Consider the following 18,665-nt stretch of genomic DNA (forward strand, 5'->3'; position numbering starts at 1 on the left):
AGCGGGATTATCCGCTCATTACCGTAACAAGGAGTAGTTACATGCCCAGAGTAAAAAGAGGTTTTAAAGCGAGACGTCGTCGTAACAAGGTTTTAAAGCTGGCTAAAGGCTATCGCGGCGCACGTAGTAAACTGTTTCGTAGTGCAACCGAGGCTGTCGATCGGGCACTCAATTACGCTTTCCGGGATCGGCGCGTTAAAAAACGCGATTTCCGCGCGCTGTGGATTGCACGTATCAATGCTTCCGCACGTGAAAACGGTCTTTCCTACAGCCGGTTGGTTCACGGTCTGAAAAAGGCCGAAATTGCTCTGGATCGCAAGATCCTGGCAGAACTCGCTGTGACTGACCCTGCAGGTTTTACCGCCATCGCAGATAAAGCCAAAGCCCAGCTTCAGTGAGTTGACTGAGATGAGAAAAAAGAGATGAGGCCGGGCCTCATCTCTTTTTTTTTATGCGGCGCGGATATTTAAACGGGCCGCCTCTTTTGTTTCACATACGGGACGAACGGAACGGGATATGAGAGATAAACTTGTTGCTATGCTGGAACTTGGCCGCAAGGCCTTCGAATCGGCAGATTCTGCAGTTGAATTGCAAGAAATTCGGGTTCGTTTTCTTGGCAAAAAGGGCGAATTGACGGCCATCATGAAGGGTATGGGGCAACTGACTCCTGAGCAGAGACCGGTTGTCGGTGCTCTGGCCAATCAGGTTAAAAGTGAACTCGAAGAATTATTTGAGGAACGCTCTCGTATCGTCGGTCAGCAGGAAATGGATAAACGGCTTAAACAGGAACGTGTCGATGTCACCTTGCCCGGTCGTCGAAATTCCTGTGGCACCAAGCATCCTGTCACTCTTGTCATTGAAGAAATTACCGATATTTTTTCCGCCCTTGGTTTTTCCGTTGCCGAAGGCCCCGAGATCGAGCAGGACTTCTACAACTTTGAAGCTCTCAATATGCCCAAGGACCATCCTGCCCGGGATATGCAAGATACGTTTTACATTAACGAAGACGTGGTTTTGCGTACCCATACCTCTCCGGTTCAAATCCGAACCATGCTCAAGCATGCCCCGCCGGTCCGTGTGATTGCGCCGGGAACCGTTTATCGAAGGGATTCCGATATTACGCATACGCCGATGTTTCACCAGGTGGAGGGTTTCCTCGTTGATCGGAATATCACCTTTGGCGATCTTAAGGGGATTCTTACCAGCTTTTTGTCCCAGATTTTCGGCAAAGGTCTGAATGTAAGGTTTCGTCCTTCATTTTTCCCTTTCACCGAACCGAGTGCCGAAGTCGATATCCAATGTGTGATGTGCAAAGGGAAGGGGTGCAGGGTTTGCAAGAATTCCGGCTGGCTGGAAATTCTTGGCAGCGGCATGATCGATCCCGAAGTGTTCAAGTCGGTCGATTATGATTCCGAAACTTATAGCGGCTTTGCTTTTGGTATGGGTGTGGAACGCATTGCCATGCTTAAATACGGGGTCAATGATTTGCGACTCTTCTTCGAAAATGACGTACGGTTTTTGCGTCAGTTCTAAGAGCTTTTTCGTTTCCTGTGCACCTATAATTATTTCAGAGGATCGCTGTTATGATCGTTACCTATAATTGGTTGAAAGAGTTTGTCGATTTTGAAATGAGTCCGGATGAATTGGCCCATCGCTTGACCATGGCCGGTCTTGAAGTCGATAGTATGGATTTTATTGGTGAGGGTCTTGACAGCGTCGTGACTGCTCGACTGGTTTCCGTCGATAAGCATCCCGATGCCGATAAGTTGACTGTTTGTCAAGTGGATTACGGTCAGGATACGGTGCAGGTAGTTTGCGGTGCAACCAACCATAAGGCTGGAGATGTCGTCGCGTTAGCCACGGTGGGGACCGTCCTGCCTGGCGATTTTAAAATTAAAAAGTCCAAGATTCGCGGCATGGAGTCGTTCGGGATGCTCTGCTCTGAAAAAGAACTTGGGCTTGCTCAAGATTCCGACGGTATCATGATCCTGTCTCCCGATTGTGAGCCTGGGCAACCCGTGTTCGAAGTTTTGGGGCTTAAGGATGTTCGTTACGAGCTTGGATTGACCCCCAATCGTCCCGATTGTCTCAGCGTACTGGGGGTGGCAAGGGAAGTTTCCGCGATGTGCGGACGTTCTTTGAACGTAAATTTACCTCCTTTGTCCGAGGGGGATGAGTCGACCCGGGCGCTTACTTCGGTAACCATTGAGGATGCAGAGTATTGCCCGCGCTACGCCGCTCGTCTGATTCGCGGTGTAAAGGTCGGGCCTTCTCCGGACTGGTTGGTGAGGAAATTGGAGTCGGTGGGGCAACGGTCGGTTAACAATGTCGTTGACGTAACCAACTTTATCCTTATGGAATTGGGGCATCCGCTGCATGCTTTCGATTATCAGCGCCTGGCCGAAGGGCGCATCGTTGTAAAACGCGCCGCCAGCAAGGAACAGTTTACCACTCTCGATAGCGTCAGTCGCAGTCTTGAAAAAAGCGACCTGGTGATTTGTGATGGCCAGGGGGCAGTTGCTTTGGCCGGCGTTATGGGTGGCGAAAATTCCGAGGTTGTGGCTGAAACGGTTGATATCCTGCTTGAAAGCGCCTATTTCAATCCCTTGGCCATTCGTCGGACCAGCAAACGCCTGTCGTTGCGCAGCGAGGCGTCCCATCGGTTCGAACGTGGCGCCGATATCGCTATGGTGCCGGTTGCTCTGGATAAGGCTGCCGCGCTTATCGTTCAGGTCGCCGGAGGTGTCGTTTGCAAGGGGATGATAGACGAATTCCCCCGTCCGTTGGCCGAACGCAAGGTGACCTTGGCCGTTCAGCGTGTCAATGAAATCCTCGGCCTTAAGCTGGGGATGGATGATATTCAGGCTCACTTGCTCTCTATCGGCCTGGAGGTGCAACCGGTTGAAGAAAAAGACATCGACCGACTGGTGGTCACCATACCGTCTTTTCGTCCCGACCTGGAAAGAGATATCGACCTGGTTGAAGAGGTGGCACGACTTAACGGTTATGACAATATCCCTGTGACGATGCCCGCCGGTCGTATGCTCTGTCATCTTCCTCCGCAGCATTTGAGGGAAGTTAAACGTTTGCGCGACGTCATGGTTGCTGCCGGCTTTAACGAAACGGTTAATTACTCTTTTGTGGCGCCAGAGGCCTGGGATCGCCTGGAGCTGTCGGACGATGACCCGCGTCGGGAACCGGTTAAAATTCTCAATCCTCTGACTGAAGATCAGTCGGTTATGCGTACCAGTCTGGTGCCCAGCTTGTTGGAATGCGTTACGCGGAATGTGGCTTATCAGAATAGCGACCTGCATCTGTTCGAGCTGCGCCCTGTGTTCTTGACGCATACGGACGATGTGCTTCCTATCGAAAAGTGGCGACTTTGTGCCGTTTTGTGTGGTCGTCGCGAACAGGAAGGCTGGAGGCAGAATGACGAAAAAGTCGATTTTTACGATCTTAAAGGGGTCGTTGAACAGATCCTGGACAGCTTTAATGTCGCCAAAGTGACCTGGGATGGAAGTTCCAGTGAGAACTTTCTCCACCCTGGTAAATCCTGTACCTTGAAGCAGAAAAAGACAGTATTGGGCACTCTGGGCGAAGTTCATCCCAAGGTGTTGGCCGCTTTTGATATCGACCAGCCTGTTTATCTGCTGGATCTCGATTTCGAGCAGTTGCTTATGGCGGCCGGCGGTCATGGTGGTTTCAGTGCACTCTCCCGGTTTCCGCAAGTTGCCAGAGACAGTGCCTTTCTGGTCGATGAAGACATCCCCTTCAGTGAAATCTCCGAGGTATTGAACCGGTCCACAGGCAAGCTGGTAGAGGATATCGTATTGTTTGACGTATACCGGGGTAAAGGGATTCCCGAAGGCAAGAAGAGTTTGGCCATCCGGGTGCGTTACCGCAGTGACGATCGAACGCTCAAGGATGAAGAAATCCAAAAAGCCCATGATAAGATTGTTAAGGCGCTGATCGCCAAACTCGGGGCCGAAATACGCTAAATCTCCTTGCTTAAGGAGGGTAACCCGAGGTGCGGCCGGCTTCTTATTTCTTTGGCTATGCCTGATGACATCCCGGAGATTCCGGTCGGAACGGATGGGGGCTTGCTCCTGGGAATTGGTGATGATTGCGGCAATCGATTTGTTTTTCGCGTGGCAGGGGCAAGTTTGTCCAGCAGGCTGTAATGTCTCAGTGCTAAAAATCGGTTGCTTAGGGAAAGTCCCTGTGATATAAAAAAACGCGTGAATTCAAGTATCTGTGGTTCAAAAGGGGGACGTGGCCATGACTAAGGCTGATCTGGTGGAAAAAGTTTATCTGAAGACCGGGTTTTCTAAAAAGGAATCTTCAGATATCGTTGAGATGGTATTTGATCTTATGAAGAACACCCTCGAAAAGGGTGAAAAGATCAAACTTGCCGGATTCGGTAATTTTGTCGTCAAGCAAAAAGCTACCCGCCGCGGGCGTAATCCACAGACTGGCGAAGAAATAGAAATCAGCTCCCGTAATATTCTGACCTTCAAGCCGAGTCAGGTACTTAAGGCAGCTATTAACGAGCAGGACTGATTCTGCTCGCCCTGGGCCCTTTATGCAGGTATCCATCCCTGATAAGCTTTACTTTAAGATCGGTGAGGTGGCGCAGTTGACAGGCGTCAAGCCTCATGTCCTGCGTTACTGGGAATCCGAGTTCCGACAAATTCGCCCGGTTAAAAGTCAGGGTAAGCAGCGACTTTATCGACGCGACGATATCGAATTCGTTCTTAACCTGAAAGATATCCTGTACGGACAAGGGTATACGATCGCCGGTGCAAAAAAAATATTAGCCAAACAGGCTGGTTCCGAAAAGGCAGCCTCCTCGGTTAATCCGGAGGAGGCTGTTGAACTTTTGCGCGACATACGTCGGGACTTACTGCAATTAAGAGCCTCGCTGGAGCCGTGACTCCAGGGGCCGTTTTTGATTTCATACCTTCTGCATAACTAAAACCTTCCCACGAGGCGTTTATTGCTGATCCTGGTAACCAACGATGATGGTGTCCATGCCCCCGGCATCGCAGCCCTGGCCGATTCCCTGCACGGGTTGGGTCAGGTCGTGGTTGTCGCGCCCGATAGAGATCGCAGCGCCATTGGCCATGCGCTAACCCTTCATGCTCCCTTACGTGCTGACGAATTGCGACCCGGCGTTTTTGCCGTTGACGGGACACCTACCGATTGCGTTAACCTCGGTATTCACGGGTTACTTTCATCGGTGCCCGACCTGGTTGTTGCCGGCATCAATCGCGGTGCCAACCTTGGTGACGATATTACTTACTCCGGTACCGTTTGTGCCGCTATGGAGGCGACCTTGATGGGGGTACCCGCGCTGGCCGTTTCGCTTGAAGGGGACACCTTTGCTTCGTCCGAGTACCGGCAGGCTGCCGATGCTGCGTTGTTTCTTGCTCAAAAAGTTTCTGAGGAAGGTTTGCCTTCTGATACCTTTCTTAATGTCAATGTGCCTGCCGGGCGCATTCGCGGCATACGTCTGACCCGGCAGGGGCGCAGGCGCTATGGTGACATGGTGGTGGAAAAGATGGATCCGCGTGGGCGCAAGTACTATTGGCTCGGTGCCGGTGAGTGCGATTTCGATTATGTCGATGGGACCGATTGCCATGCCATGCATGAAGGGTTTATTTCCGTGACGCCGCTGCATCTCGATTTAACGAATTTTCGTTCCTTTGAATGTTTGTCTCGATGGAGTATGACTTACAGCATGGATTGATTCCGTTTTACAAAAGGCACGTTGTAAGGCTTGCCCCATGCCTGTGGGGCTGATATTTTTTATTGGGTAGGGTATGTGGGAGGGTTATAAGGCAGACGCTCCCCAGGCGCCAAGGAACATCAGATATGGATTATTCGATAGCCCGGCGATTAATGGTTGAACAGCAGGTTATTCGCCGAGGAGTGAGCGATCCCCTGGTTGTTGATGCCATGATGCGGGTTCCGCGTCACTTGTTTGTCGAAGAGGCTTTGTGGTCGCAGGCCTACAGTGATTTTCCTTTGCCCATCGGCGAAAAACAGACCATTTCTCAACCCTTTATGGTTGCGTTTATGACTGAATCCCTGTGCTTGCACGGTGGTGAAAAAGTTCTTGAAATAGGTACGGGTTCGGGTTATCAGGCTGCAGTGTTGAGTCAGATCGTCTCCCGTGTTTATACGGTGGAGCGTTTACCCGGTCTGGCGCGACGGGCTCGCAGGATACTCGATTCGGTTGGGTGCCGGAACGTCAATATCAAACTTACCGACGGCACCTTCGGATGGGAAGAAGAATCGCCCTTTGACGGTATTGTTGTTACTGCCGGCAGTCCGCAGATCCCACATCACTATCTGGAGCAGTTGGCTGTTGGCGGGCGTCTTGTGATTCCTGTCGGAAATCGGGGCAGCCAGGTTCTCAAGCGGGTAGTGCGAACCGGGGTCGAAAAATTTTCCGAGGAAGATCTGCTGGATTGCCGTTTTGTCCCCTTGGTAGGGAAGTATGGCTGGCACGAAGAGGGGGATTGAACAATGAAGTTGATTCGTCGGCTCTACGATTGGGTTTTACGCTGGGCGGATACCTCCTACGGTATGCCCGCATTATTTCTTCTGGCGTTTGCGGAGTCGTCCTTTTTTCCTATTCCTCCCGATGTGTTGCTCATGGCTTTGGCCCTTGGCAAGCCTCGCGCTTCATACCGGTTCGCCGCTATCGCTTCGGTCGGGTCGATACTTGGCGGGGCGTTGGGGTATGCTATCGGGCTTGGTTTCTGGGATGTGCTCGGCGACTTTTTCTATAGTTATGTCCCGATGTTCAGCGAGCAGGGGTTCATAGAAGTGCAGCGCCTGTTCGAAACATATGATTTCTGGGTGGTTTTCACTGCCGGATTCACGCCCATACCCTATAAAATCATCACCATCGGTGCGGGGGTGTTTCACATTAACTTCGCTATGTTCATGGTGGCGTCGTTGCTGAGCCGCAGCCTGCGATTTTTCCTTATTTCCGGGCTGGTTTTTCATTTCGGAGAAACCGTGCGGATATTTATCGAAAAATACTTCAATTATCTTACGTTTGCCGTCATGATTCTCGGTATCGGCGGGTTTGTCTTTGTGTCGCATTTTACCTGAACGTCTGTCGTAGGTATCTTTAACATGCTTAGGTGTGGATTCAAGGGTCGGAGACGAAGGGAGCTGTGGCCGGGCAACGTATGGCGTGTCGGTCGGACGGTTTTGGTGCTGGCTTTGTTGTGCTGGCTGACGGGTTGCAGTCCGCCTCGAGGTGTTTACCATACGGTCAAGCCCGGACAGACACTCTATCGTATAGGACGGGCTTATAATGTCGATACGGACCGTCTCGCGCGCATTAACGGCATTCGGGAGCCTTCGCAACTTAAAGTCGGCAAGCGGCTTTTTATTCCTGGAGCGCGAAATCCAAAGTATGTCCCTGCTACCGTTTCAAGTGCGCAACGGAACCGCCCTCAGAGCACCGTCAAAAAAGCCGCTAAAACGGCATCTTCTCCGCGCTCCCGCGCTACGGCAAGTCGGCGTCAAGCCTCAGTTGTCAAACCTTCCGTTAAAAAAAACACGCCTGCCCTCAAAAAAACTCCGGTAAAATCTTCCCTTGTTAAATTTATTTGGCCAGTTCGTGGTAAAATGGTTAAGTCGTTTGGACAACAGGGCTATGGCGGTCGCAAAGGAGTCGAGATCGCGGTCAAGCAAGGGCAGGAAATTGTCGCTGCAGCCGCGGGTCGCGTGACCTACAGCGGCAACGGTATCAAGGGATACGGTAATCTGATAATTTTGAAACATGCCGACGATTTTTTCACCGTGTACGGATTCAACAATAAAAACCTTGTGTCCACCGGGACCTATGTCAGTAGGGGAGAGCATATCGCTTCGGGAGGGTCTCCTCCCGGGTGTCGGGACGCGCGCCTGCACTTTGAAATCAGGCATGGCAAAAATGCTTTGAACCCCGTCTCATGTCTGCCCTGATCTGCGGCATGTGATGTGTGCCCGAATCGGATATAACTGTATGGTCGATCGCCCTTTGTCTGTGAAATCTATTCGGAATAACGGCCTTGTTGCCAGCTGCCGCCATTGCCCATGGCTGCCCGATTTCGCTTCTTGAGTGAGTGTCGGTTGCGGTCCATGGGGAACGATCGTTTTGAGTAACCAACAGGGGGAATGGAGCTTTTATGGGGAAGGTTCGCAAACGCCGTCAGGCTGCCGTGGATGCAGGTGCAGTCGAGGAAGAGGTTGAGGTCGTAGGGGGAGCAAAAGAAGGAGGGCTCGGCGCTATGGGAGTTCTGGACAATGTGGATGAGGTGGAAGAACGTGAAGAGTCCGAAGTAGAGGAATCCGAAAAAAGCAAGAAGGACGAAGGGCCCTCCGACGACGCTATAAAGCTTTATCTCAAAGAAATTCAAAAAACGAAATTGCTCACTGCCGAAGATGAGCGTATGCTTGCTCGGCGCATTTCGCAGGGAGATATGGCTGCCCGTGACAGGATGATCGAATCGAACCTGCGGCTGGTAGTTAAAATAGCCAAGCGTTATATGAATCGTGGTTTGCCGTTTCTCGACTTGATCGAGGAGGGTAACATGGGGCTTATCAAAGCGGTCGAACGCTTCAAGCTCAGCAAGGAATGCCGGTTTTCCACTTATGCAACCTGGTGGATCCGTCAATCCATAGAGCGCGCCCTCGTGAATCAGAGCCGGACGATTCGTTTGCCGGTTCATGTGTCTGACGATATCAATAAGTTCATCAAAATCAGTCGAGAGCTTGTTCATCAGTACAACAGGGAACCAAAGGTTGAAGAAATCGCCGAATACATGGGTGTCGAACCGGCCTATATCCGGCGGCTCATGGTGTTGGTCAAAAAGACCTATTCCATAGAACATCCCATGGGCGAGAATCGCGATTACAGCCTTATCGATACCATTGAGGATCCCAAGGCCGACAATCCCAGTACTTTTGTGGATGATATCGACAAATATGCGCACGTCTGCAACTGGTTTGAGACCTTGAGTGAGAATGAACGGGAAATTCTCATGCTTCGTTTTGGTCTTGACGACCAGGAACCCCAGACGCTCGATACGATCGGACGACGTTTCGGCGTGACCCGCGAACGTATCCGGCAGATCGAGGCAAAGAGTCTTCAAAAACTGAGAAACCTTATGGAAGAGCAGGAGAGTGCCAGTCTCGCTTTTATGGAGAGTGAGATGGGGAAGCGCTCCTGACCGGAGTAAAAACCTATTGCCAGTGAAAGTTGTTTTATGACTGAAAGGAACATGGACGTGGAGGACTTGCGGAACGTCATTCGGGATATACCCGATTTCCCCAAGAAGGGGATAGTTTTTAAGGATATTACAACGCTGTTGGCCGATGCCAAAAGTTTCCACCGCATGGTGGATTTGATTGCGCATCGGTATATCGGGCAGAAGATCGATCAGATTGTCGGCGTCGAGGCGCGCGGGTTTATTCTGGGTGCGGCATTGGCCTATAAGCTGGGAACCGGTATTACGCTGGTACGCAAGCCGGGTAAACTGCCTTACAAGACGATTCAGAAGACCTATCAGCTCGAATATGGCACCGATACCCTGGAAATTCATTCCGACGCATTCAAGCCCGGAGACCGGGTCGTGGTGGCCGATGATCTTCTGGCCACCGGCGGGACGGTGGCGGCCGTCGCCGAACTGGTGAAGGAATGCGGGGCGGAAATCGTAGAGTGTGCGTTCCTTGCCGAACTGGAGTTTTTAAAAGGTCGCGAGCGTTTGCCTTTGGACAGGGTCTTCAGTTTACTTAAGTTTTAATCGTTGCAAGAAAATCCTTGCCTTGTAAATCCTCGATAGTGTATAAAATTAGCCCCTTGCGGCCCCGTAGCTCAGTTGGATAGAGCGGTCGCCTCCTAAGCGATAGGCCACAGGTTCGAATCCTGTCGGGGCCGCCATACGAACTGCAACCCCCTTTTTGGTGTAAAATAAGGGGGTTGTTCTTGTCTTGCCCAGGAGTTTGTCGGACTATACTGGCCGGATCATGGATGGTCCGACAGCCTCCTAGTTCTTTTGGTGTCATGGGGAGTTTACCGACTGTTGAAATTCCTGGTTTCGGCAGTTGGCGCCAATCGATCCAATTTTCCAGTCTTTTTGCTCCCTTATTCACCCTCCCTTAGAAATATCAAAGAATCTCATCCGTAAAATAAAAAGCATCGATATTTATTTTGGATATAACGCGAAAGTTTTGTGATAAACAGCGTAACTTGTTGAAATTTCATGGCTATGTTTAGCTGTTCAGAAAATAAGCAGTTTGTTGGAGGCCATGTTGGATAGGGGCTTTGATGCTCTTTTCACAGGGTTATCCACTGTCTATCCACTGTTCGTGTGGAAAAAGTATAAAGGGGCTTGAAGATGCGTGGTTTTTTGGGATTGCGCAGCTGGTATGCTTTTCACGCTGACGGGTGTGACAGGCGTTCGATGCTTTGTTACAATTCAAAGATTGCCGTGCTCCAGCTGTTTGGCTTGTTGCCAGAGGGTGAGGAGTTCTTCAAAGGATGTGGCTTCCATGCTGCGTTTTTGGTTTTTCAGGGATTCCTCTACATAGGTGAAGCGCTTGGTGAAGCGCTTGATGGTTCTGCCGAGGGCTTCTTCGGCGTCGATGTCGAGAAACCGTCCGAGATTGACCACCGAGAACAGAAGATCCCCCAGTTCGTCTTCCATTTTTCGTCGGTCGGTTCCCTGGATCGCTTCCTTGCATTCGGATAGCTCCTCGTGGACCTTTTCTATTGCCCCCTCTACGCCCGGCCAATCGAAGCCTGCACGGCTGGCGCGTTCTGTGATCTTCCTGGCCTTCATCAATGCGGGCAGGTGGACAGGTAGTGTGCCCAGGGTGGTCGGTGTTTGTCCCTGCTGTTCTTTTTCCTGTTGCTTGATGCGCTCCCATTGGCGTTCAATGTCTTGAGCCTTGTCCTGTTGCGTCGGTCCGAACACGTGAGGGTGCCGGCGTTCGAGTTTTTCCGCGATCCCGATAGCTACATCTTTCAGGCTGAATAGGTTTCTTTCCTCGAATATTCTCGATTGCAAAACCACTTGCAGCAACAGGTCGCCAAGTTCTTCGCGTATGCTGTGTGTATCGCCCTGGTCGATAGCGTCTATGACTTCGTAGGCTTCTTCGATGATGTAGGGTTTAAGGCTTTCGGGCGTTTGTTTTGCATCCCAGGGGCAGCCACCAGGTGAACGCAAGGCGGAGACGGTCTGTATGAGGCGCATAAGGGCTTCTGTCGATTTTGCTTGAGGCATGTCGGGTAATCCTTCGAAAAATGGGCGAAATTCTTTATGCGATGACTGCCTGCCGAATATTAAATGGCGGCAGCCTGCGTGGCATTGAAAATAGCTTATGCGTATCTTCTGTGCAACCATCCCTTTTTTTTCAGGGTAGGATGGAGCGATGTCGTGGGCGCTCTGAGTCGGATGGCTCGCAGAAGGGAGTGGGAAAGGTCGCTGGCGGGCATGGTGCCTGTTTGGTCCCGCTACCTCGCGTAGGGGGCTTTAAGTGGCGGTGTTGTAAGCCGAGCGGTGAAAATAATTGCTTGCATTGGATTGCGGAATGAGCTAGTAAATGGCTGGCTTGATGCGGCAGAGGACTGCCTGGCGGCGAGCTTTTCCCTTGACAAACAAGGGCCAAGCCTTATACTACCCGCTTATCTGCGGGCTGTCACTTTTATGGAGTACCCGATTTGATCATCGAGTTGGATGACATTAAGGATCAGGGGCTGACCCTGGAATTGTCCGAATCCTTTGAACAATTTTCCGTACTAAGAGAGCTTCACGACAATGGTGAAGCCCTTTTTGTCAAACCCCTGGATATTCAGGTGAAGGCTCGGCGGCTCGATGAGCTGGTGGTTGTCGAGGGGAGTGTGTCGACGCTCGTACGCTTGCAGTGTTGCCGCTGCTTGCAGGATTTCGAACAGGCTCTCGATGTCACTTTTTCCGTGACATTCGCGCGCGAATTGCCGAGCCTGGAGGATGAGCAGCAGCAGGATTCCGAGATTGAGCTTCAGGCTGAGGATTTAGGGCTGATCGCGTTTGAGGGCGACGAAATCGATCTCACGGAGAGCATTCAAGAACAGCTCGTTATGGCGTTGCCTGTGAAGCCTTTATGCCGAACAACCTGTAAAGGGCTTTGCTCTCAATGTGGTGCGGATCTCAATGAAGGCGCCTGTGATTGCCATGAGCAGGTTATGGACGGCAAGTTCGCTGCCCTGAAGAATTTTAAGGTTAAAAAGAAGGATTGATGTTATAGCTCAGGTGTTGGCTCACAACCGTGGGTATTTACACAAGACACAATTAATCGACCTGAATGGTCGCTTGGAAGGAGTTTTAAAGATGGCTGTACCGAAGAAAAAGACCTCCAAATCAAAACGTGATATGCGTCGTGCGCATGACTTTCTGTCCGCTCCCGGAATCTCGACTTGCCCCCAGTGCAAAGAGCCCAAATTGCCGCACCGGGTTTGCGAGAGCTGCGGAAGCTACAAGGGTAAGGACGTCGTTGACGCTGAATAAATCCGAATAAGAGGACGTCCGATTGAACGAACGAATCGTAGTTGCCGTCGACGCCATGGGGGGCGATAACGCCCCTGAGGTTGAGGTTGAAGGTGCTGTCGCGGCTGCAAGGCGATGGAAAATACCGATTGTGCTGGTTGGTGATCAAGGCCGATTGGATGCGGTCCTTTCCCGTTACGATTTAAAGGGGCTGGATATTGCCATACGACATGCCACAGAAGTCGTCGGCATGCATGATTCTCCATCGGATGCAGTGCGTAAAAAGAAAGATTCATCCATTCGAGTCGCATTTGATCTGTTGCGTGGAAATGAAGTTCAGGCCGTAGTTAGTGCCGGGAATTCCGGGGCCACGATGGCCGTGGGAATGTTCCTTTGCAAAAGAATACCGGGAATCGACCGTCCGGCTATCGCTACCATTCTGCCCAACAAAAAAAGTCAGACCGTGTTGCTCGATGGTGGTGCCAATGTGGACTGCAAACCCTTTCACCTGTCACAGTTCGGGACCATGGGAGCTGTTTATGCCAAGTTTATGCTTGGCAAAGAGCGTCCCAGGGTAGGGGTGCTTTCCAATGGTGAAGAAGAAAGCAAGGGCAATGAACTGGCGCGTGAGGCGCACAAACTTCTGAAACAATCGTCGCTTAATTATATCGGCTTTGTTGAGGGACGCGATATATTCAGCGGCGATGTGGATGTGGTTGTGTGTGACGGTTTTGTCGGCAATGTTGTTCTTAAGGTTTCCGAAGGGCTGTCCGAGGCCATCAGCGATATGCTGCGAGGGGAAATAAAGCAGAGGTTATTCGCTAAGCTCGGTTATTTGCTTGCGCGGCCGGCGTTTCGTGCATTTAAGAAAAAAGTCGATTACGCGGAATATGGTGGAGCGCCCCTGCTTGGAATCCAGGGTACGGGCATGATTTGTCATGGCGGATCCAACGCACGTGCCATCATGAATGCCATTCACATGGCGAGGGAATCGGTATCCCAGCGTATTAATGATCGTCTGATTGCTCAACTTGGTATGGAAAATCCCGAGCTTTCCGACGATGTTGTTAAACGTGGGGCCAGCTGAATCCAGAGATTCCCCGCATGGAGTTGTGCAGAATGATGAAACGAATGTGTGTCACGGGTACTGGATCGTATCTGCCCGAAAAGATTCTGACGAACAAAGATCTCGAAAAGATCGTCGATACATCCGATGAATGGATCGCTACGCGCACCGGTATCCGTGAGCGTCATATCGCTGCTGAGGGTGAACACACCTCGGATCTTGCGACGGAAGCCGCCAGGCGTGCCATGACCATGGCCGGTGTCGTTGCAGAAGATATCGATCTGATCATTGTCGCCACGGTAACCGGGGATTTCAACTGGCCGGCAACCGCCTGCCTGGTGCAGGCCAACCTCCAGGCCACCCGGGCGTTTGCATTTGACATCTCTGCCGCATGCAGCGGTTTTTTGTACGGTTTGTCCGTTGCCGATAATTACATCAAGACCGGAAGTGCCAAGAAGGTGCTGCTTATCGGCGCGGAGGTGTTCAGCCGCATTGTCGATTGGACAGATCGTGGCACCTGTATCCTTTTCGGTGATGGTGCCGGCGCCGTAGTGCTCGAGGCCTCCGATGGGGACAGGGGTATGTTGAGTTGCCACTTGCATGCCGACGGAAGTTGCTGGCCGCTGTTGTATCAGATGGGGCAGGGATCACGGAATCCTGCTGACAGTTCCGCTTCCGAGGGCCACAATCCGTTTGTACAGATGCAGGGCAATGAAGTTTTCAAGGTTGCGGTCAGGTCGCTATGCGATGCCGGTGAGGAAGCGTTGGCCGCCAATGATATGAACGCGGGCGATGTCGATCTGCTCATTCCCCATCAGGCCAACCGTCGCATCCTTGAAGCCACGGCCAAGCGTCTTAAAGTGCCTCTTGAAAAGGTTATGGTGAATGTGGATCGGGTCGGGAACACTTCTGCGGCCTCTATCGCCATCGCGCTGGATGAAGCGCATCGAGCCGGCAGGGTGAAACAGGACGATATCCTGTTGCTCAATGCTTTCGGCGGCGGTTTTACATGGGGTGCCGCGTTGTTTCGGTGGTAACCCACCTGTCGCAAAGGAGAGAAACCGAACATGATTGCTTTTGTATTTCCTGGACAGGGATCTCAATATGCCGGGATGGGGAAGGATCTGGCTGAGAATTTCGGTCAGGCTAAGCTGGTTTTCGAGGAAGCTAACGACGTCCTTGGTATCGATTTATCCAAGCTCTGTTTCGAAGGGCCCGAAGATGAGCTTAAGCTGACGGCCAATACGCAACCTGCTATTGTTGCCACCAGTATCGCGGCGTTGCGCGTGCTGCAGAGTGAAACCGGGCTCGTTCCCGACTTTGTTGCAGGCCATTCTCTCGGCGAATACGCCGCGCTGGTGTGTGCCGGTGGCCTGAGTTTCGCCGATGCGGTTCAAACCGTACGCAAGCGTGGAACGTTCATGCAGGATGCCGTTCCTGTAGGTGTCGGTACCATGGCTGCCATCATCGGTTTGGATGCCCCGGTGGTTGATGAGGTCTGTGCGGAAGTCGCTTCGGGCGATGTGGTAGCACCGGCCAACTATAACAGCCCCGGGCAGATCGTTATCGCCGGGCATATTGCTGCGGTCGAGAGGGCCATGGCCCTTGCCAAGGAACGTGGAGCCAAGCGTGCCCTGCCGTTGCCGGTCAGTGCTCCTTTTCACTGTTCGCTTATGGAACCTGCCGCGCGTCAGTTGGATGAGGTTTTGGCCGGTGTTTCTGTCGAAACCCTCGCTTGCCCCGTGGTCAGCAATGTTGAAGCCAGTGCCAATTCCGATGCCAAGGCGGTGCGGGAATTGCTCGTAAAGCAGGTTTATTCTCCGGTCCGATGGGAAGAGTCCGTGTCGGCCATGTCCGATGAGGGTGTCGACCGATTTGTTGAAATTGGTCCCGGCAAGGTGCTTTCAGGATTAATCAAGCGCATTGTCAAAGGTGTTTCCCTCCAAAATATGGGCAAAGTGGAAGATTTGAAGGGTTTTTAATTCGCGTCACGATGAGGAGTGAGATATGATGAAGGACAAAGTCGTTGTCGTCACCGGTGCCTCGCGTGGCATTGGCCGTGCCATGGCCGTCAAGATGGCAGCATGTGGAGCCAAAATTGTGGTTTCCGCCCGCAGTGCGGACGCTCTGGTTGCACTTGTCGATGAGATTAAGGCTCAAGGAGGGGACGCTGTCAGTGTCCCTGCCGATATCGCCAGGACTGACGATGTAGCCCGTTTGTTCGAAGTTGCTGTCGAAGCTTTCGGTCGGGTCGACGTACTGGTCAACAATGCGGGTATTACCCGCGACAATCTGCTGGTTCGCATGAAGGATGCGGATTGGGACGCGGTACTCGATACCAATCTCAAAGGGGCTTTCCTGTGTACGCGTGCTGCGGCTAAAATCATGGGTAAACAACGTGTCGGCAGGATTATCAACATCTCCTCCGTTGTCGGCGAGATGGGTAATGCCGGGCAGGCGAACTATTGTGCCAGCAAGGCCGGGCTTATCGGTATGACCAAATCGGTGGCCCGTGAGTTGGCAAAGCGTAACGTTACGGTAAATGCCGTTACTCCCGGGTTTATCGTTACCGAAATGACGGATGTCCTTTCGGAAAAAGTCAAAGAAAGTCTGCTGGGGCAAATTCCTCTCGGACGCTTTGGTGAAGCAGAAGATATTGTTTCCGCCGTTATGTTCCTTGCATCGGACCAGGCCGCTTATATTACCGGTCAGGTTCTCGGGGTTAACGGCGGCATGTACATGTAAATAAATCATCGAGTATCAGGTATAGCCTTCAGCCCGATTCCAATATCGGTCCGAACAACAACAAGGAGGTGAAGCAGATGGCTTCTATCGAGGAAAAAGTACAACAGATTATCGCTGAACAGTTGGGTGTTGACGAAGCTCAGGTTACCGGTGACGCTTCTTTTATGGATGACCTCGGCGCTGACTCCCTGGACACTGTAGAACTGGTGATGGCTCTTGAAGAGGAATTCGATATCGAAATCTCCGACGAAGATGCCGAAAAAATCCAGACCGTTCAGGATGCCGTCGATTACATTTCGGCTAATTCCTGATTTGATTTAGCAGGTATTCAGGGGAGGGAGATGCGTCTGCTTTCGCGTTTCCTCCCCTTTTTTGATTGTTTTGCAAGTGATCGGCTGTTGGCAGGGTTTTCCGCAGGCGGCACATAAAAGCCTATTACGGAGGCATAGTTCACCATGCGAAGAGTTGTCGTAACCGGTATTGGTACTATATCGGCCTTGGGGAATGGCGTAGAAAAAAACTGGCAAAGTCTGCTGGCCGGCAAATCAGGTATCGATCGTATTACGCGATTTGATGCATCGGACTTTCCGAGCCAGATTGCCGGTGAAGTCAGGGACTTCAATGCCGAGGACTATATAGAAAAAAAAGAGACTCGCAAAATGGATCTCTTTATTCAATATGCCCTTGCGGCCGCCGATGAAGCTGTTAAGGATTCCAAACTCGTCATCGACGATGACAACGCCGAGCGAGTCGGGGTGTTGGTTGGTGCCGGTCTCGGTGGGTTGCCTACCATTGAAAAGTACCATTCAGCTTACCTTAAGGGCGGGTATAAGAAAATTTCACCCTTCTTCATTCCCATGTTGATCACCAATCTGGCTCCCGGTCAGATTTCCATGCGGTTTGGTGCCAAGGGCCCTAATGTTTCCTCCGTTTCTGCCTGCGCTACCGGTACGCACTCCATCGGCGATGCCTACCATGTGATCCGCCGCGGTGACGCCGATGTGATGATCGCCGGCGGCGCGGAGTCGACCATTACGCCGCTGGCTGTTGGCGGGTTCAACGTCATGCGCGCTCTTTCCACGCGCAATGATGATCCCCAGGCTGCCAGTCGTCCTTTTGAAAAAAATCGGGACGGTTTCGTTATGGCTGAGGGTGCGGGTATCGTTGTTCTCGAAGAATATGAAAGCGCACGTGCTCGTGGAGCGCATATCTATGCGGAACTGGTCGGCTACGGATTAACCTCCGATGCGCATCACCTTACGGCACCGGCACCCGGTGGGGAAGGTGCGGCTCGTTGCATGGCTATGGCGCTCAAAAACAGCGGCATGCAGGCTGAAGATGTGACGTATATCAATGCACACGGCACATCGACCCATTTTAACGATCTTTATGAAACCATGGCTATCAAAACGGTATTCAAGGATCATGCACGCAAGCTTATGGTCAGTTCCACCAAGAGTATGACAGGCCATGCTCTCGGCGCGGCAGGTGGTTTGGAAGCAGTTTACTCGGTGTTGGCTATAGACCGAGGTGAGGTGCCGCCCACCATCAACTATAGCGAGCCTGATCCCGAGTGCGATCTCGATTACGTTCCGAACGAGGCGAGGCGTGTCGTGGTTGAGAGTGCGTTGTCCAACTCGTTCGGATTCGGTGGTACAAACGCCAGCTTGTTATTCAGAAAGGTTTAGGGAGTAGCATGTTCCTTATAGCCAGTGATCACGGCGGTCTTGAACTGAAAGAACAGGTCAAGGCATATCTTAAGCAACGTAATATCGAAGTGCGAGACCTAGGAACCGATAACGGTGACTCCGTCGATTACCCCGATTTCGGGGAACGTGTCGGGAGAGCGATTTCCACAGGTGAAGCCGAAAAAGGCATTCTGATTTGCGGTACCGGCATCGGCATGTCGATCGTTGCGAATAAATTCCCCGGTGTCCGCGCAGCCCTGATCTGGGATGAGTTCACCGCGCGTATGTCCAAGGAACACAATAATGCCAATATTATCGTCATGGGCGGGCGTATGCTCTCCGACGACAAGGCCAGCCAGATGGTCGGGGTTTGGCTCGATGCTACCTTTGAGGGTGGACGACACCAGAAACGCCTCGATAAAATAGCGCAAATAGAGGAAGATATCAGATCCGGCCGGCTTTGAAAGATGCCGATTAAAATGGGCAAGCCGGCGGCTTGCCCATTGCCTTTTGTTTAGCGTTAGCGCTCTTTATGAAAGCCGCCAGGCTACCCTGAAGGGCAGGGAAATACGAAGAGGCATCAAAAGCATCTTCCATACGTGTCAGCTATATCGGAGCAGGTAAGATGCCGCT

The 18,665-nt window shown here is 51.9% G+C and carries 21 protein-coding genes and 1 tRNA gene; 21 read left to right on the forward strand and 1 reads right to left on the reverse strand.

Translation table 11 applies throughout. From position 1 onward, the window contains the following. Positions 1-41 precede the first annotated feature (41 nt). From rplT to PCAR_RS08055, 12 genes are all read left to right on the forward strand, one after another. Complete coding sequence (gene rplT / locus PCAR_RS08000) at positions 42-398, forward strand: 50S ribosomal protein L20 (protein ID WP_011341150.1); 357 nt, start codon at positions 42-44, stop codon at positions 396-398. A gap of 118 nt (positions 399-516) precedes the next feature. Further along, on the forward strand, positions 517-1,533 hold the full coding sequence (pheS, locus tag PCAR_RS08005) for a phenylalanine--tRNA ligase subunit alpha (protein WP_011341151.1): 1,017 nt from the start codon (positions 517-519) through the stop codon (positions 1,531-1,533). Between the two features lie 50 nt (positions 1,534-1,583). Next, positions 1,584-3,998 (forward strand): phenylalanine--tRNA ligase subunit beta, encoded by a 2,415-nt coding sequence (pheT, locus tag PCAR_RS08010; RefSeq protein WP_011341152.1) that lies wholly within the window; start codon positions 1,584-1,586, stop codon positions 3,996-3,998. Positions 3,999-4,278: 280 nt separating this feature from the next. Next, positions 4,279-4,560, forward strand: coding sequence for an integration host factor subunit alpha (locus PCAR_RS08015; RefSeq protein WP_011341153.1), 282 nt, complete (start codon positions 4,279-4,281; stop codon positions 4,558-4,560). Between the two features lie 22 nt (positions 4,561-4,582). Then, the gene (locus PCAR_RS08020) at positions 4,583-4,933 is read left to right on the forward strand and encodes a MerR family transcriptional regulator (protein WP_011341154.1); all 351 of its coding nucleotides are present in this window, start codon (positions 4,583-4,585) and stop codon (positions 4,931-4,933) included. Between the two features lie 63 nt (positions 4,934-4,996). After that, positions 4,997-5,749: a 5'/3'-nucleotidase SurE gene (gene surE / locus PCAR_RS08025; RefSeq protein ID WP_011341155.1), complete on the forward strand. Its 753-nt coding sequence runs from the start codon at positions 4,997-4,999 to the stop codon at positions 5,747-5,749. A 125-nt stretch (positions 5,750-5,874) separates the two neighbouring features. After that, the gene (locus PCAR_RS08030; protein WP_011341156.1) at positions 5,875-6,528 is read left to right on the forward strand and encodes a protein-L-isoaspartate(D-aspartate) O-methyltransferase; all 654 of its coding nucleotides are present in this window, start codon (positions 5,875-5,877) and stop codon (positions 6,526-6,528) included. A 3-nt stretch (positions 6,529-6,531) separates the two neighbouring features. After that, positions 6,532-7,125, forward strand: a complete 594-nt coding sequence (locus PCAR_RS08035) for a YqaA family protein (RefSeq protein ID WP_011341157.1) — start codon at positions 6,532-6,534, stop codon at positions 7,123-7,125. A 525-nt stretch (positions 7,126-7,650) separates the two neighbouring features. After that, positions 7,651-7,989 carry a murein hydrolase activator EnvC family protein gene (locus tag PCAR_RS19045; protein ID WP_245523320.1) on the forward strand — a complete coding sequence of 113 codons (339 nt, stop codon included), beginning with the start codon at positions 7,651-7,653 and terminating at the stop codon, positions 7,987-7,989. Between the two features lie 305 nt (positions 7,990-8,294). Then, on the forward strand, positions 8,295-9,236 hold the full coding sequence (locus PCAR_RS08045) for a sigma-70 family RNA polymerase sigma factor (protein WP_052643500.1): 942 nt from the start codon (positions 8,295-8,297) through the stop codon (positions 9,234-9,236). A 51-nt stretch (positions 9,237-9,287) separates the two neighbouring features. Continuing rightward, positions 9,288-9,809: an adenine phosphoribosyltransferase gene (locus PCAR_RS08050; protein ID WP_425358612.1), complete on the forward strand. Its 522-nt coding sequence runs from the start codon at positions 9,288-9,290 to the stop codon at positions 9,807-9,809. A gap of 60 nt (positions 9,810-9,869) precedes the next feature. Next, positions 9,870-9,946, forward strand: a tRNA-Arg gene (locus PCAR_RS08055). Positions 9,947-10,484: 538 nt separating this feature from the next. Here the strand turns inward: PCAR_RS08055 and mazG are convergent. Further along, positions 10,485-11,291, reverse strand: coding sequence for a nucleoside triphosphate pyrophosphohydrolase (gene mazG, locus PCAR_RS08060; RefSeq protein WP_011341161.1), 807 nt, complete (start codon positions 11,289-11,291; stop codon positions 10,485-10,487). 437 nt (positions 11,292-11,728) lie between these two features. Between mazG and PCAR_RS08065 the strand changes: the two genes are divergently transcribed. The 9 genes from PCAR_RS08065 (at position 11,729) to rpiB (ending at position 18,496) form a co-directional block, all read left to right on the forward strand. Next, positions 11,729-12,286 carry a YceD family protein gene (locus PCAR_RS08065; protein WP_011341162.1) on the forward strand — a complete coding sequence of 186 codons (558 nt, stop codon included), beginning with the start codon at positions 11,729-11,731 and terminating at the stop codon, positions 12,284-12,286. A 91-nt stretch (positions 12,287-12,377) separates the two neighbouring features. Next, on the forward strand, positions 12,378-12,554 hold the full coding sequence (gene rpmF / locus PCAR_RS08070; RefSeq protein ID WP_011341163.1) for a 50S ribosomal protein L32: 177 nt from the start codon (positions 12,378-12,380) through the stop codon (positions 12,552-12,554). Between the two features lie 34 nt (positions 12,555-12,588). Beyond that, positions 12,589-13,620: a phosphate acyltransferase PlsX gene (gene plsX / locus PCAR_RS08075; protein ID WP_041531700.1), complete on the forward strand. Its 1,032-nt coding sequence runs from the start codon at positions 12,589-12,591 to the stop codon at positions 13,618-13,620. A 35-nt stretch (positions 13,621-13,655) separates the two neighbouring features. Beyond that, positions 13,656-14,636 (forward strand): beta-ketoacyl-ACP synthase III, encoded by a 981-nt coding sequence (locus tag PCAR_RS08080; RefSeq protein ID WP_041531701.1) that lies wholly within the window; start codon positions 13,656-13,658, stop codon positions 14,634-14,636. Between the two features lie 30 nt (positions 14,637-14,666). Continuing rightward, positions 14,667-15,581, forward strand: coding sequence for an ACP S-malonyltransferase (fabD, locus tag PCAR_RS08085; protein WP_011341166.1), 915 nt, complete (start codon positions 14,667-14,669; stop codon positions 15,579-15,581). Between the two features lie 25 nt (positions 15,582-15,606). Then, on the forward strand, positions 15,607-16,344 hold the full coding sequence (gene fabG, locus PCAR_RS08090; RefSeq protein WP_011341167.1) for a 3-oxoacyl-[acyl-carrier-protein] reductase: 738 nt from the start codon (positions 15,607-15,609) through the stop codon (positions 16,342-16,344). A 77-nt stretch (positions 16,345-16,421) separates the two neighbouring features. Next, positions 16,422-16,655 carry an acyl carrier protein gene (gene acpP, locus PCAR_RS08095; protein ID WP_011341168.1) on the forward strand — a complete coding sequence of 78 codons (234 nt, stop codon included), beginning with the start codon at positions 16,422-16,424 and terminating at the stop codon, positions 16,653-16,655. 144 nt (positions 16,656-16,799) lie between these two features. Then, positions 16,800-18,032: a beta-ketoacyl-ACP synthase II gene (gene fabF, locus PCAR_RS08100; RefSeq protein ID WP_011341169.1), complete on the forward strand. Its 1,233-nt coding sequence runs from the start codon at positions 16,800-16,802 to the stop codon at positions 18,030-18,032. 8 nt (positions 18,033-18,040) lie between these two features. Next, positions 18,041-18,496 carry a ribose 5-phosphate isomerase B gene (gene rpiB, locus PCAR_RS08105; RefSeq protein ID WP_011341170.1) on the forward strand — a complete coding sequence of 152 codons (456 nt, stop codon included), beginning with the start codon at positions 18,041-18,043 and terminating at the stop codon, positions 18,494-18,496. Positions 18,497-18,665 lie beyond the last annotated feature (169 nt).

The organism is Syntrophotalea carbinolica DSM 2380 (genome assembly GCF_000012885.1).
GTDB lineage: Bacteria > Desulfobacterota > Desulfuromonadia > Desulfuromonadales > Syntrophotaleaceae > Syntrophotalea > Syntrophotalea carbinolica.

Excerpts from the sequence above, each read along its gene's own strand:
- rplT (WP_011341150.1), top strand. The coding sequence starts at position 42 with ATGCCCAGAGTAAAAAGAGGTTTTAAAGCGAGACGTCGTCGTAACAAG.
- pheS (WP_011341151.1), top strand. The coding sequence starts at position 517 with ATGAGAGATAAACTTGTTGCTATGCTGGAACTTGGCCGCAAGGCCTTC.
- pheT (WP_011341152.1), top strand. The coding sequence starts at position 1,584 with ATGATCGTTACCTATAATTGGTTGAAAGAGTTTGTCGATTTTGAAATG.
- PCAR_RS08015 (WP_011341153.1), top strand. The coding sequence starts at position 4,279 with ATGACTAAGGCTGATCTGGTGGAAAAAGTTTATCTGAAGACCGGGTTT.
- PCAR_RS08020 (WP_011341154.1), top strand. The coding sequence starts at position 4,583 with ATGCAGGTATCCATCCCTGATAAGCTTTACTTTAAGATCGGTGAGGTG.
- PCAR_RS08030 (WP_011341156.1), top strand. The coding sequence starts at position 5,875 with ATGGATTATTCGATAGCCCGGCGATTAATGGTTGAACAGCAGGTTATT.
- PCAR_RS08035 (WP_011341157.1), top strand. The coding sequence starts at position 6,532 with ATGAAGTTGATTCGTCGGCTCTACGATTGGGTTTTACGCTGGGCGGAT.
- PCAR_RS19045 (WP_245523320.1), top strand. The coding sequence starts at position 7,651 with ATGGTTAAGTCGTTTGGACAACAGGGCTATGGCGGTCGCAAAGGAGTC.
- PCAR_RS08045 (WP_052643500.1), top strand. The coding sequence starts at position 8,295 with ATGGGAGTTCTGGACAATGTGGATGAGGTGGAAGAACGTGAAGAGTCC.
- PCAR_RS08050 (WP_425358612.1), top strand. The coding sequence starts at position 9,288 with ATGGACGTGGAGGACTTGCGGAACGTCATTCGGGATATACCCGATTTC.
- mazG (WP_011341161.1), bottom strand. The coding sequence starts at position 11,291 with ATGCCTCAAGCAAAATCGACAGAAGCCCTTATGCGCCTCATACAGACC.
- rpmF (WP_011341163.1), top strand. The coding sequence starts at position 12,378 with ATGGCTGTACCGAAGAAAAAGACCTCCAAATCAAAACGTGATATGCGT.
- PCAR_RS08080 (WP_041531701.1), top strand. The coding sequence starts at position 13,656 with ATGAAACGAATGTGTGTCACGGGTACTGGATCGTATCTGCCCGAAAAG.
- fabD (WP_011341166.1), top strand. The coding sequence starts at position 14,667 with ATGATTGCTTTTGTATTTCCTGGACAGGGATCTCAATATGCCGGGATG.
- fabG (WP_011341167.1), top strand. The coding sequence starts at position 15,607 with ATGATGAAGGACAAAGTCGTTGTCGTCACCGGTGCCTCGCGTGGCATT.
- acpP (WP_011341168.1), top strand. The coding sequence starts at position 16,422 with ATGGCTTCTATCGAGGAAAAAGTACAACAGATTATCGCTGAACAGTTG.
- fabF (WP_011341169.1), top strand. The coding sequence starts at position 16,800 with ATGCGAAGAGTTGTCGTAACCGGTATTGGTACTATATCGGCCTTGGGG.
- rpiB (WP_011341170.1), top strand. The coding sequence starts at position 18,041 with ATGTTCCTTATAGCCAGTGATCACGGCGGTCTTGAACTGAAAGAACAG.